This is a genomic window from Umezawaea sp., assembly GCF_036375055.1.
Lineage (GTDB): Bacteria > Actinomycetota > Actinomycetes > Mycobacteriales > Pseudonocardiaceae > Umezawaea.
The window spans coordinates 40589-53082 of sequence record NZ_DASUSQ010000045.1 but is presented as its reverse complement, the minus strand read 5'-3'; the positions used below and the strand labels follow the sequence as shown (position 1 = coordinate 53082).

The following is a 12494-nucleotide window of genomic DNA, read 5'->3' as shown; positions in this document are numbered from 1 at the left end:
AAATCGGATGTCGTCTGGTTCTGGAGTGCTATACGACCACTCCTCAGGGATTGCGAGTTCCAGTTCGCGAAATGCGCGTTTCCAAATCGACCTAAAATTGTCATTTGTCGTGCAATTTATGCGAACTGAGAGTAGTATGGATGATCCGTTGTGTCGGGTCACGACCTCCGAAAGTACATTTACTAGCGAAGTTTTTCCAACGCCGCGCTCGCCATAGAGTACGGCGTGTTGCCCAGGGGTGCCGATAATAGAAATGACTTGCATGATTTCATCGGCGCGTCCGGCAAATAGGGAGGCTGAACTCACGGGCGCAGCTGGAGTAAAAGTCTGGGAGATCTTGACGAGCTGATCAAACTTATATGTGCTCTCGGTCACATATTCATGGTAGTCGCGGTGCAGAGGGTGTTGTTAACCGGGCTCAAAAGTGTGAATGACTCAGGTTTGTCCTCGCCGGACGGGCAGGTCTCCGGGATGGTGGGGAGGGCGGGACGCTGCGGTTCGTTCGGAGCCTGGTGCCATCCCGTCGACCTCCACAAGGGCTATCACGTCGTCGCCAGGGGGCAAGCTTGGGCGGTAACGTGGACTTTGGCAGGGGATGTTGCCCCCTGGCGACGACGTGATCGGGCTGCGCCAGGTCGACGGGATGGCACAGAGGCCCCTCTCTTGTTGAGGCAAGATCAACGCCACACCTTTGCCCCACAATATGACGGCAGAGAACCCCGGACGACGGTCTGTGATGGACGGTCGGGGAAGTGGTTGCCGCTGTTGGCGGTAGGTGCCGGAAGTCGTTGGTAGACAACGGGAAAGCGGACCTAGAATCCGTCAGGTCGTGGGTTCGAACCCCACCTGCCCCACCACTCTACCAGCGAGAACGAGCCTTTCAAGATCCTTTGAAGATCATTTGTCCTTGGGGTTCCACGGTGATGCCCGAGTGGTCATGGCCCGTCTCGGATCGGCGTGTTCTCGGGCAGGGGTATTTATCTCGGAGACGGTAGAAGCCGGTGAGGGGTCGGTCGTCACGTTCTCGTCGGATCGGCTGCTCTGGCCGCCCGTTCTACTTCCGCGCACCGGTTCTCCCAGAAGGTCGCGTCGCGGCCCTGACGAGCCGTGCCTTCTCCGTACCTGTTGGCGTCGCTGTCCAGTTGTTCGCGCAGGATGTCGGCGTGTCCGGCGTGTCGGCTGGTCTCCGTGAGGACGTGGACCAGGACGTTGAACAGCATCACGTCGGGTCGTGGCCACCACGGCACGTGGCCGGGTGGGTCGAGGGAGAGTGCGGCGATGGTGGCGTCGGAGTGTTCCCGGGTTCGGCGGTAGCGGCTGGTGATCTGCTCGCGTGTCTCGTGTTCGGTCGCCCACAGGTCGGTGCCGCGCTGTTCGAGGTCGTCCCACCGGGGGACGGGTTCGGGGGACGGTCGTTCGAAGACCTCGCCGAAGTACCGCGATTCCGTTGTCGACAGGTGCTTGATCAGGCCGAGCGGGGTGGTTCCGGTTGAGGTCAGGGGGCGGCGGACGTCGTACTCGGACAGTCCGTCGAGCTTCTGGAGCACGACCCCGCGGATCTCCTGCGGGTCGCTGTGCAGGTAGTCCTTCGCGAAGTCGTCGATCACGGGGGAGGAGTCCGCACCACCGACTGCGCCCTGGCCACCGCGGCGCTGGAGCCAGGGGCAGAAAAGTGCGGAGCGGGCAAGTAGCCGATCGGAGCTTGTTCCTGATTCTGCTTGGTGCTATGGGAGATTCCTTCGCCCGTGCTCGGCGTTGATCCGGTCATGTCACGAAAAGCGTGACAGCCGACGGTCCACTCTGGTTATGCTCGACGTGATCTCCGCGAAACCGCGCGGAGGCCTGGAAGCGCTGGGGGAGAAGATGAGGAAGATGGTGGCCACCGCGACGGTGGCCGGAGCGGTCTTTGCCAGTGTGCTGGCCGGAGCCGGTACGGCGAGCGCGGCGCAGGTGAACAAGCGCTGCGAACCGTCGCCGTCGCGGAGTTGCAGCATGGCATCGGGGTTCTTCTCCGGGGGGACCATCTACGTCGACATCGACGCGTGGCTCTCGCCGGGCGCTCCCGGCACGTACTTCACGTGGACCCTCGGTAGTTGCAGTGGCGGTGCCTACGCCAGCGACCCGGGGAAGACCTGGGTCTGCACGCTGCCTGCCAGCTACTACACGCTGACGGCGACGGCCAGCTTCAACGCGCCCGTGTGGGAGCTCGGTCTTCGCTGGTAGGGCGCCCGTGCGGGCAACGCGAAGGGCTGGTCGGCTGGGTGCCGGAGGGCCGCGGGCGGGGCGAGGGCGTGGTGGACCACGTCAGGCCCGGCCTCGGGCGTGAACCGGTGCGCCATCCGTCGCGCGTCAGTCCTCTGTGGACTGGCGCGCGACGGGGCGGGCGTGGTGCCCGCGCAACCGGTCGAACGCCTTGGGGGTGCTGACGGTGGGCAGGCGGGTCGCGATGTCCTGGGCGCAGGCGGCCGGGGTGCGGGTCGTGGTGTCGACCTCGATGTCGTTGTCGCCGTGGGAGAAGACGCGGGTTTGTGACGCCGCCAAGCCGTGGGGGCGGTCACCTCGTCGTCGTTCCCGGCGGGCCAGTTCCTCCGGGGAGCAGTGGACGTCCACCAGGGTGACGTCGACGCCGTCCAGGACGTCCAGGAGGTCTGCCAGGCGCCACGGTTCGGTGAGCGGGTAGTCCATGACCACGTCGTTGCCGGTCGACGCGAGGGCGGCGACGACGCGGTGGTAGCCCCGGCGGGTCCTTCGCAGCATTTCCGAGGTTTCCACCTCGTCCAACGTGCGGGTGTGGACCGTGGAGCGCATGCCGCTCACGGCGTCCACCGGTACCAGGAACCACGGGTCCGGGAGCAGGGGCAGCAGGGCTTTGCCGATGCTGGACTTGCCCGAGCTGGACGGGCCGTTCAGCAGGACCACGCGTCCTCGTGTCACGGTTCGACCGTACGGTCTCCGCAGGGGGCTCCCCGCGGAGACCGTGGTGGTCAGCCCTTCAGGAGCAGCGCCACGGACTCGCGCAGCGGCGTGGTGGGGTGGCCCGCGAGGGTGCTCAGGTCGTGGGAGTCGTCGGCCAGCTCGCCCTCCGCGATGCCGCGGTCGGCGTCCACCAGGATCCCGGCGAAGCCCTCGGGGACGCCCGCGCCCACCAGGATCCGCAGGTGCTGGTCGGCCGGGACGTCCTGGTAGCTGACGGGCTTGCCCGTGGCGGTCGCGAGTTCCGCCGCGAAGTCGGTGTAGCTCCACGCCTCGTCGGCCGCCAGTTCGTACGCCTTGCCCTCGTGGCCCTCGGTGGTGAGGGCGGCCACGGCGGCGTCGGCGTAGTCGGCGCGCGGGGCGGCCCCCAGTGCGCCGGTGCCCGCGCTGCCCGCGAACGAGCCGGTCTCCAGCGCCTGGGCGACCGTCGCGGCGTAGTTCTCGGTGTACCAACCGTTCCTGAGGAACGTGAAGGGGATGCCCGAGTCGCGGATGACCTGCTCGGTGGCCTTGTGCTCGGCGGCCAGGAGCAGCTTGGTGGTGTCCGCCCTGAGGATGCTGGTGTAGAGGAGGTGGCTCACGCCTGCCGCCTTCGCGGCCTCGACGACGGCGGTGTGCTGGGCCACGCGCCTGCCCACCTCGGAGCCCGAGATGAGCAGCACCTTGTCGGCGCCCGCGAACGCCTGGACCAGGCTGGAGGGGTCGGAGTAGTCGGCCTTCCTGACCTGCACGCCGCGCGCGGCCAGGTCGGCGGCCTTCTCGGGGCTGCGGACGGCGGCGACGATCTCTGACGCCGGGACCTTCCGCAGGAGGCCTTCGACGACCAGTGTGCCCAGGTGGCCGGTCGCGCCGGTGACAACGATCATGGTGCTGCTCCCTCGTGGCTGGGTCGTGCTTACTTGAAGACTGCACTAACTTCTGGAAAGTGCAAACCACAAGTGAGTGCCATCACCGTGGTTAGTGCTGTCTACGAGGTACCGTGAAACCATGAGCGAAGCGCCGGGTCGGGTGGACGACGAGCACGCACGGCTGGTGTTCGACGTGTTCGCCCAGGCGTGCACCTCGCGGGTGACGCTGGAGCACGTGACCGGCCGGTGGGGGATCCTGGCGATGGCCGCGCTGCGGGACGGCACCCTGCGCTTCAACGCGCTGCGCCGCCGGGTCGCGGGCGTGAGCGAGAAGATGCTCTCGCAGACCCTGCAAGCCCTCGAACGGGACGGGTTCGTGGTGCGCGAGGCCCAGCCGACGATCCCGCCGAAGGTCGAGTACAGCCTGTCGCCGAGCGGTGAGAAGACCGCCGAGCTGCTGATGGGGCTGATCGACTTCGTCGAGGCGCAGATGCCCGAGGTGATGGCGGCCAACGCCAGGTACGACGAGGCGAAGGGGCGTTAGGGCCGTCTCTTCGCGCGGACCCGCTGCGCCTTGCGCGCCACCTGGAACGTGCGGGTGATCGACCTGCGCCAGGCCGGGTGGGTCTTGACGAGGGTGCTGACGGCGCCGCGGCGCGCGACCCAGCGCAGGTCCGGTGTGATCATCGTCGTCAGGTCCACCAGGGCGGTCGCCGAACCCTCGTCCCACCGCGCGTGCAGCGCCAGGTCGGCCAGGCACGACAGGGCGGCGGGGCCGAAGTCCGGGTCGGCCAGCACCCGGTTGGCCAACGTCCTGACCTGCCGCGGGTAGGCCTCGGCGAACTCGCGGGAGTCGAGGTCGGACGGCAGGATCCCGGTGATCCACATCCCCAGGCTGAGCGACACGGTGCGCAGGCCGTTGCGGCGGTTCCGCCCGTCGGTCCACGACACGACCTCGTCCAGCACGTGCTCGCGGTGCGTCCGGTCGCCGAGCATGGCCAGCACCCCGGCGACCACGGCGTTCTGCGGCGAGCGGCGGTCGGTGCGGCCGATCTTGGCCAGCTGCGCCAACGCCTTCCTCGTGTCGCGGCGGCCGAAGGGGGAGCCGTAGACGACGGCCGCCGTCCACTGCCGGTTCGGCGAACCGCGCTCCGCCCACTCCTCCAGCGTGTCGAGGACCAGGGGGAGCAGGTCGTGGTCGTCGGCGAGGTGCTCCAGCATCGACGCCGCCAGCACCCGGTGCGCGACCCGCGGCCGGGAGGCCAGGCGGTCCACCATGGTGAGCGGCTCGTGCGCGGGCACGTCGGCGACGATCGCGCACAGCGTCCGCCGGGTCGCGTCCGCGAAGCGCCGCAGCATCTCCGGTGCGCACATCCACTCGCTCAGGACCTCGCGGGCGGACGGGAACTCGCGCCACACGTGCCGGAACACCGCCGCGGCCCAGTCCTGCCGCTCGAAGCGGACCGTCTCCTCCGTCAGACCCGCGTGCCGGGGGTGGTCGCGGACCGTGGACACCGCGTGGATCTCCGTGAGCAGTGCCTCCTTCGACGTGGCGAAGACGCGGCGGGGCCTGAACTTCCCCTCCTCCGGGAGTTCGGCGCGGCGGATCCGCTCGTCCAGGTCGACGCCGAACCCCATCACCTCCTCGAACGGCTGGTTCTCCAGCAGCGCGACCGCGACCGCCTTCGGGACCTCGATGCCGTTGCGGGTGCCGAACCACTGGGCGACGGCGTTGCCGACGTCCTCCTTCAGCTCGGCGAGGGCGCTCGCCACGTCGAGTTCGCCGCGGGCGACCCGCAGCGCGAGCACCGCCGCCCGCACCGCCTTCTCGGGCGGGTCCTCGTCGGTCAACGCGTCGGCGAACTCCGACTTGAGCAGGGTCGAGGGCTGTTCGGACGCGTCGGGTCGGCGGTACCGGATGGTGGCGAGCGCGACCTCCACCGCGGACGGCGGCGTCAGCCTCACGGCCACGTCCTGCGCGCCGCCCAGCACCTGCGCCCGGTTGTCCAGGACGACCACCACCCAGCACCCCGTCGCCCTGGCGCGCGCCGCGAGCCCGCCGAACTCCCAGTCGGCGAACGGGCTGCCGCCCGAGCCGCTCAGGTCCCAGAGGTAGCCCTCGCCCCGTTTCAGGTCCGACCCGCCGACGGAGCGCGGCGTGCGGTCGGGGTTCATCTCGATCACCGCGTCGCACCCGGAGTCGACCAGCAGCCGCCGGGCGGTGAACGACCGCCCGGTGCCCCGTCCCCACAGGACGACGACGTGGTGCTCGTGCAGCAGCCTGCGCGCGGCGTTCATCTCCAGCGGCGGGACGAACTGCCCGCGCACCTCGTCGACCTCCTCCGCGGTCGCGCGGCGCAGCATCAGCTCCGGGACCGACCACCCGCCGCTCGCGATGATGACGTTCCCGGCGACCATGCCCGCCTGGAGCCCGTACTGGTTGCCGTTGGTCGTGTTCGACCGGTCGAGTTCGGGGATGTAGCGCAGTTCGTCGGGTGCCAGGGCCGACTTGTCCTCGACCGCCCCGGTGCTCGGCTGCTCGGTCATCGCTGGGTCCCGAAGGTGATGCCGCCGTACACGTCCCCGGCCTGGATGCCGGACATGGTGCCGTTGACCTGGTTGACCACGCCGCCGCGGCCGGTGGGCCGGGGCTCGGGGCGCGCGGGCCCGGTGGCGGTGCGCGGGTCGAAGCCCGGTATCCGGACCCAGGCCGTGTCGGCGTACTCCTTGTCCCGCACGGACAACGGGCTGAACTCGCCCTGCCGGACGACCCTGGTGTGGTCGCCGCCGAACGCCGTGCGCCACGCGTGGTCCGAGACGATCAGGGCCGTGCTGGCGCCGTCGGGCCCCTGTTCCCCGAGGCAGCGCTCGAACAGCTCCTTGAACGCCGACGCGTCCAGCAGCCTGCCGAGCGTGACCTTCGCGGCGTAGAAGCCGGGTTCGTCGCCGACCGGGCCGACCTCGACCGCGATCCGCAGCCGGACCTCGGGCTTGTTGCGGCGGTTCCAGTCCGCCAGCAGGTTCTCCAGGCTGTGCGCCACGTCGAACAGCGCGCCCAGCCGTCCGCTCGGCAGGGTCAGCAGGGCACCGTCACCGGTCGACTCCCGCGCCAGCACCTCCTCCCGCTCGATGCCCCGCTCGGCCAGCGCCCGTTCCAGCGCCGCGTCCAGGGTCCGTCGAACGGCGTCGAGGTGGTAGCCGGGATTGCGCGCCGACCCGACGACGTCCACACCGAACAACGCCCTGTGTTGGGGAACCAGTTCCACCGAATGCCTCCTCGCAGATCGTCAAGGGGCAGATTCTGGAGGTGGTCCGCGGGGTGTTCTCCCGGAAATCCGGGACTACGGGCGATCCTTCCCGCGCCGCCGCTCCGCGAGCCACCGCTCGAACTCGTCGGGCCTGGTGATCAGGTAGCCGAGTCGCCGGGTCTGCACGAGGCCGGTCCCGCGCATCGTCGCGAGGCCTTCCTCGACGCGCTGGTCGGACGCGGCGACGGCCTGGGCGATGTCCCGCTGGCTCGGGCCGCGCACGAGCAGGCCCGCCGCCGTCCGCGTCCCGACGGACCGGGCCCACCGCAGCATCGTCGAGCCCGCCCTGGTCACCACGTCGTGGGCCTGGTCGAGGCGGCAGGCGTCGGCGTTGCGCCGCCGGTCGGCGCAGGTCCGGTCGACGAGGCGGCGGACCGCGGCGTCCTCGGCGACGAGCCCGAGGAACGTCCGCGCGGCGACGTGCACCGCCCGGCCGTCGAGCAGCGCCAGCACGTGCGCGCTGCGCGGCTGCTCGTCGAGCACGGCGCACTCGCCGAGGAGCGTGTCGTCACCGAGCACGTTGACCACGCTCTCGACCCCGTCCGCGCACGAGAGCACGACCTTCACCAGGCCGGCCTCGACCAGGAGCACCTCGTCGCCCGTCTCGCCCGCCCTGATCAGGCGGTCGCCCCGGCCGAACGGCACCGAGCGGCCCGCGGCTCGCAGGACGGCGCACCCCCTGGCTGCCGACCCGTGGCTCACGGGTTCATGCTGCCGGACTCCGGGGCCGCGCAGAGCAGGCGGGCGAGGGTTCACCCCATCAGCCGACAGCGGTTCCCGAGGTCGGGTGTGGCCGACACCACTCCGCTCTGATGGGACCGCTGAAACCGTTTGTTCGCTGCGGTGGGTTCCGCCGGGTCTGGTCTCATCCCCGAAGATCGGGTCCTTCGGGGTTCCGAAAATGGTCTGAACCCTTGACTGGTCTATACCACCTGCGGTTCACTGTGTCACCGGTCACAGGAATCGCGTCGGACGAGTCGGCTCGTTCGACCTGTTCGGCGCGCCTGCGAACCGGCCTTGCCGTCAATTTGTGCGGCCCTGCAACCGCACGGAGGAGTGATCAAGTGTCGAGGCTTCGCATCATCGCCGCGTTCCTCGCGGTGGCTTGCGCGACGGTGCTGGCGGTCGTCCTGCCGACCTCCGCAACGGCCGCCAGTTGTGCGACCGCGTGGAACTCCGGGTCGGTCTACACGAACGGCATGACCGCCTCCTACAACAACCGCAACTGGCTGGCCCAGTGGTGGACCCAGAACCAGGCGCCGGGCACCGACGGCGTGTGGGCCGACCAGGGCGCCTGCGGTGGTGGTGGCAGCACCCCCACCTGCGACTACCCGAACTGGGTCGCCGGTCGGAACTACGTCACGGGCAACATCGTGAAGTACACCGACGGCAAGTTCTACATCGCCGAGCACGACAACCCCGGCTACGACCCGCTGATCAGCACCTGGTTCTGGGAGCCCTTCACCTGCGGTGGTGGCACCACTCCGCCGCCGCAGCCGGGTGGCTTCGTCGTCTCGGAGGCCCAGTTCAACCAGATGTTCCCCAACCGGAACTCCTTCTACACCTACAGCGGTCTGACGGCGGCGCTCAGCGCGTACCCCGGCTTCGCGAACAGCGGCAGCGACACGGTGAAGAAGCAGGAGGCGGCGGCGTTCCTGGCCAACGTCAACCACGAGACCGGCGGTCTGGTCCACATCGTGGAGCAGAACCAGGCGAACTACCCGCACTACTGCGACACCGGCCAGCCGTACGGCTGCCCGGCGGGTCAGGCGGCGTACTACGGTCGCGGTCCGATCCAGCTGAGCTGGAACTTCAACTACAAGGCCGCCGGTGACGCTCTCGGCATCAACCTGCTCGGTGACCCGTGGCAGGTCGAGCGCAACGCGTCCATCGCCTGGAAGACCGGCCTCTGGTACTGGAACACCCAGACCGGCCCCGGCACCATGACCCCGCACAACGCGATGGTCAACGGCAACGGGTTCGGCGAGACGATCCGCAGCATCAACGGCAGCCTGGAGTGCGGCGGGCGCAACCCCGCCCAGGTCCAGAGCCGCGTGGACGCCTACAACCGGTTCGTCGGGATCCTCGGCACGAGTGCGGGCAACAACCTGTACTGCTGATCCGACCAGCCCGTGGAACGGGGTGCGGCCGATCCGGTCGCACCCCGTTCCGCTGTGCGGAGTCGCGCCGCCGCGCCGTCAGTTGGCCAGCGCGGGCTGATCGGCCGGGATGTCCAGCACCGTCCAGAGCACCACCCGGTCGGAGCTGACCCTGGTCTCGCCCATGCGGAAGTCGCACACCGCGATCGACGCGACGTCGTGCCGCAGCGTCAGCCGCTCGCGGGTCGCGAGCTTGGTGGAGGTGCGGACGCCGATGGACAGCTCGTGCTCCCGGCGGCGCAGCACCAGCGAGGCGGACGTGTCGTCGTCGGTGTGGCTGACCATCTCGGCGGCGACCTGGGGCGCGACCTCCAGCAGCGACGACACGCCCCAGCGGCGGCACGCCCGTTCGGTGATCTCCTCGGCCACGTGCGGCCTGCACCGGCAGCCGGGCAGCGGTGCGGTCGTCTGGTCGCCGTGCCGCAGCACCGCCACGGCGGCCAGCGCCTCGTCGGTCGTGCGGAACCTCGGCATGTGCCGGGGCAGGCCCCTGGCGTCCAGCGGCTCCGCGACGGCGGGGTTGTCGACGACCATCATCAGCGGCGTGCCCGGCCAGCGGGCCGCGGACGTCCAGGCGACGTCGAACGCGACGAGCAGCACGGGGCAGCGCACGTCCAGCGCGTCGACCTCCACGACCACGCCGAGCGGTTCCTGGCCCGCGTGGTCGAGCAACTGGTCCTGGACGCGCAGGTAGGTCGACCAGTCGAGCCTGCCCGCCACCGTCACCACCAGCACGCCGTCGCGGTGCCGGGTGGTGATGCTCAGCTCGTCTTCCACTCCCATCACAGCAGGGTCCGGTGTGCGCACGTCCCCCGACCAGGGGGTAATTACCCGTGTTCCCCAGGCCTACCGGAACACCGGATTGACCGGCTGCCGACCCGAACCTATGGTGCCGGCGTGGGAGCTTTCGTCGGGTCCGGCCAGGTCGGCAACCTCCCCGCCAGCACCACCGTTCTCGTCGGCCGCAAGCACGAGTCGGCCGAGGTCAAGAAGCTGGTGGCGAAGGCGAGGCTGGTGACACTGACCGGCGTCGGCGGGGTCGGGAAGACGAGGCTCGCGCTGCACGTCGCGGCTGACCTGCGCCGCGCGTTCACCGACGGCGTCTGGTTCGTCGAACTCGCCCACGTCACCGACGCCGACCTGCTCGTGGACACGGTGGTCGAGGCCCTCGGCGCGCACGACGACACCGGCCGGGACCAGTCGTCCGTGCTGGTGGGGCACCTGCGTGACCGGCAGGCGCTCGTCGTCCTCGACGGCTGCGAACACCTGCTGGACGTCGTCGCCGACCTGGCGGGCGCGCTGCTGCGCACGGCGCCCGGCCTCCGCCTGCTGGTGACGAGCCGGGAGCGGCTGGACGTCGAGGGCGAGCACCTGTGGCGGGTGGCGCCGCTCGCGCTGCCGGACCCCCAGCGCCCCGAGCGCGGCCGGACCTACCCGGCGCTCGAGCTGTTCGCCGACCGCGCCGCCGCCGTGGTCCCCGGCTTCGCGCTGAACCCCGACGACGAGCCGCTGGTGGCCGAGGTCTGCCACCTGCTCGGCGGCATCCCGCTGGCCATCGAGCTGGCCGCCGTCCGGGTGCGGCTGCTGTCGCTGGAGCAGCTGCGCGACGGGCTGCACGACACCTACCGGGTGCTCGCCGCCGGTCGGCGCGGCGGGCTGCCCCGCCACCAGACGCTGAGCGCCGCCGTCGAGTGGAGCTACGCGCTGTGCACCGAGCAGGAGCAGAGCCTGTGGCGGCGGGTGTCGGTGTTCGCCGGGAGCTTCGGCCTCGAAGCCGCCGAGGACGTGTGCGGCGGTGACCTGGAGGTGCTCGGCGGCCTCGTCGACAAGTCCGTGCTGATCGCCGACCAGGGCGTCGACGGGGTCCGGTTCCGGCTGCTGGAACCCCTCCGCCAGTTCGGCCGCGACCGGCTGCGGGCCGTGGACGAGGAGGAGGCGCTGCGCCGCAGGCACCGCGACCACTTCGTCGCGCTCGCCGAACGCGGTGAGCGCGACTGGTTCGGCCCCACCCAGGCCGACGTGCAGAGCAGGACGCGGCTCGACCACGCCAACCTGCGGGTCGCGCTGGACCACTGCCTCGGCTCGCCCGACGGGTACGAGGCCGGGCTGCACCTGGTCGGCACGCTCTGGTTCTACTGGGTCGGGTGCGGTGCCCTCGGTGAGGGCCGCCGGTGCGTCGACCGGGTGCTGGCGCTCGACACCGGCCCCGGCCAGACCCGCGCGAAGGTGCTGTGGGTGGGCGGGTACCTCGCGACCGTGCGGGGTGAGCTGGACGTGGCCGTCGAGCTGCTGGAGGAGTGCCGCGAGTACGCGCGCGCCGCCGGTGACGAGCCCGCGCTCGCCTACGCCACGCACCGGCTGGCCTGCACGAAGCTGGTCGGCGACGACCTCGACCGGGCGGGCGGGCTGTTCGAGGAGGCGTGGGCCCGCTACGGGCGGCTGGGGCTGCTGGACAGCAACGTGCTGCTGGCGCGGGTCGAACTCGGCATCGTGGCGGTGTTCCAGGGCGACTTCGAGCGCGCGGGCGAGCTGTGCGAGCAGGCCCGTGCGCTGGGGGAGCGGAACGGCGAGCGGTGGGCCACCGCGTACGCGACGTGGGTGCTGTCCATGTGCACGTTCACCAGGGGCGACCTGGGCCGGTCCGAGGAACTGGCGCGCGAGTGCCTGCGGGTGAAGCGGACGTTCAACGACCTGCTCGGGCTGGTGCTGGCGATCGAGGTGCTGGCGTGGAACGCCGCGGAGCGGGGCGCGGCGGAGCGGGCGGCGACGCTGCTCGGCGCCGCGCACCAGATCTGGCAGTCGGTCGGGTACCCGCTGTTCGGGTCCTGCCACTTCGGGGCGCCGCACGGGGCGTGCGAGCGGGCCGCCATCGACGTGCTGGGCGACCGGGCGTTCGGCCGGGCGCTGCGGCGCGGGATGGCGTTCGGGCTCGGGGAAGCGGTGGCGTACGCGTTGGAGGAGCCCGTCGTGGCGGTGGTGGAGGAGCTGCCCACACCGCTGACCCGCCGGGAGCAGGAGGTCGCGGACCTGATCGCGGGCGGGTTGTCCAACAAGGACATCGCGGTCCGGCTGGTGATCGCCCGCCGGACCGCGGAGGGCCACGTCGAGCGCATCCTCCAGAAGCTGGGGTTCAGCTCGCGGACGCAGATCGCCACGTGGATCGCGGAGCGGTCCAGGGTGGTGGGGTGAGGGGGAGCGCGGGTGCC

General features: G+C 70.5%; 12 protein-coding genes and 1 tRNA gene. 5 read left to right on the top strand and 8 right to left on the bottom strand.

What is annotated here, in order from left to right:
• Positions 1–375: ATP-binding protein (locus VFZ92_RS13460; RefSeq protein ID WP_330876226.1), on the bottom strand; the 375-nt coding region annotated here is incomplete at its 3' end.
• A 371-nt stretch (positions 376–746) separates the two neighbouring features.
• Between VFZ92_RS13460 and VFZ92_RS13455 the strand changes: the two genes are divergently transcribed.
• Positions 747–857, top strand: a tRNA-Ser gene (locus VFZ92_RS13455).
• A gap of 159 nt (positions 858–1016) precedes the next feature.
• On the opposite strand, the gene VFZ92_RS13450 is transcribed toward VFZ92_RS13455, so the two are convergent.
• Complete coding sequence (locus VFZ92_RS13450) at positions 1017–1607, bottom strand: DinB family protein (RefSeq protein WP_330876225.1); 591 nt, start codon at positions 1605–1607, stop codon at positions 1017–1019.
• A 199-nt stretch (positions 1608–1806) separates the two neighbouring features.
• Between VFZ92_RS13450 and VFZ92_RS13445 the strand changes: the two genes are divergently transcribed.
• Entirely contained in the window at positions 1807–2223 is a 417-nt protein-coding gene (locus tag VFZ92_RS13445) for a hypothetical protein (RefSeq protein ID WP_330876224.1), read from the top strand.
• Positions 2224–2349: 126 nt separating this feature from the next.
• Here VFZ92_RS13445 and VFZ92_RS13440 read toward each other — a convergent pair whose 3' ends face one another.
• Together VFZ92_RS13440 and VFZ92_RS13435 are read right to left on the bottom strand one after the other, a co-directional pair.
• Positions 2350–2934, bottom strand: a complete 585-nt coding sequence (locus VFZ92_RS13440) for a phosphotransferase-like protein (protein ID WP_330876223.1) — start codon at positions 2932–2934, stop codon at positions 2350–2352.
• Positions 2935–2984: 50 nt separating this feature from the next.
• Complete coding sequence (locus VFZ92_RS13435; protein ID WP_330876222.1) at positions 2985–3839, bottom strand: SDR family oxidoreductase; 855 nt, start codon at positions 3837–3839, stop codon at positions 2985–2987.
• Between the two features lie 121 nt (positions 3840–3960).
• Between VFZ92_RS13435 and VFZ92_RS13430 the strand changes: the two genes are divergently transcribed.
• On the top strand, positions 3961–4365 hold the full coding sequence (locus tag VFZ92_RS13430; protein WP_330876221.1) for a helix-turn-helix domain-containing protein: 405 nt from the start codon (positions 3961–3963) through the stop codon (positions 4363–4365).
• On the opposite strand, the gene VFZ92_RS13425 is transcribed toward VFZ92_RS13430, so the two are convergent.
• The 3 genes from VFZ92_RS13425 to VFZ92_RS13415 form a co-directional block, all read right to left on the bottom strand.
• Positions 4362–6368 carry a hypothetical protein gene (locus VFZ92_RS13425; RefSeq protein WP_330876220.1) on the bottom strand — a complete coding sequence of 669 codons (2007 nt, stop codon included), beginning with the start codon at positions 6366–6368 and terminating at the stop codon, positions 4362–4364. The genes VFZ92_RS13430 and VFZ92_RS13425 overlap by 4 nt on opposite strands.
• Positions 6365–7087 (bottom strand): hypothetical protein, encoded by a 723-nt coding sequence (locus VFZ92_RS13420; protein ID WP_330876219.1) that lies wholly within the window; start codon positions 7085–7087, stop codon positions 6365–6367. The genes VFZ92_RS13425 and VFZ92_RS13420 overlap by 4 nt, the downstream gene beginning before the upstream one ends.
• A 75-nt stretch (positions 7088–7162) precedes the next feature.
• Positions 7163–7831, bottom strand: coding sequence for a Crp/Fnr family transcriptional regulator (locus tag VFZ92_RS13415; RefSeq protein ID WP_330876218.1), 669 nt, complete (start codon positions 7829–7831; stop codon positions 7163–7165).
• 362 nt (positions 7832–8193) lie between these two features.
• Here VFZ92_RS13415 and VFZ92_RS13410 point away from each other — a divergent pair, with 362 nt between their 5' ends.
• The gene (locus tag VFZ92_RS13410; RefSeq protein ID WP_330876217.1) at positions 8194–9249 is read left to right on the top strand and encodes a glycoside hydrolase family 19 protein; all 1056 of its coding nucleotides are present in this window, start codon (positions 8194–8196) and stop codon (positions 9247–9249) included.
• Between the two features lie 78 nt (positions 9250–9327).
• Here the strand turns inward: VFZ92_RS13410 and VFZ92_RS13405 are convergent, their stop codons facing one another.
• Complete coding sequence (locus tag VFZ92_RS13405; RefSeq protein ID WP_330876216.1) at positions 9328–10071, bottom strand: hypothetical protein; 744 nt, start codon at positions 10069–10071, stop codon at positions 9328–9330.
• A gap of 114 nt (positions 10072–10185) precedes the next feature.
• On the opposite strand from VFZ92_RS13405, the gene VFZ92_RS13400 reads away from it, so the two are divergent.
• A complete protein-coding gene (locus tag VFZ92_RS13400; protein ID WP_330876215.1) occupies positions 10186–12477 on the top strand; it encodes an ATP-binding protein in 2292 nt (763 codons plus the stop codon).
• Positions 12478–12494: the final 17 nt, after the last annotated feature.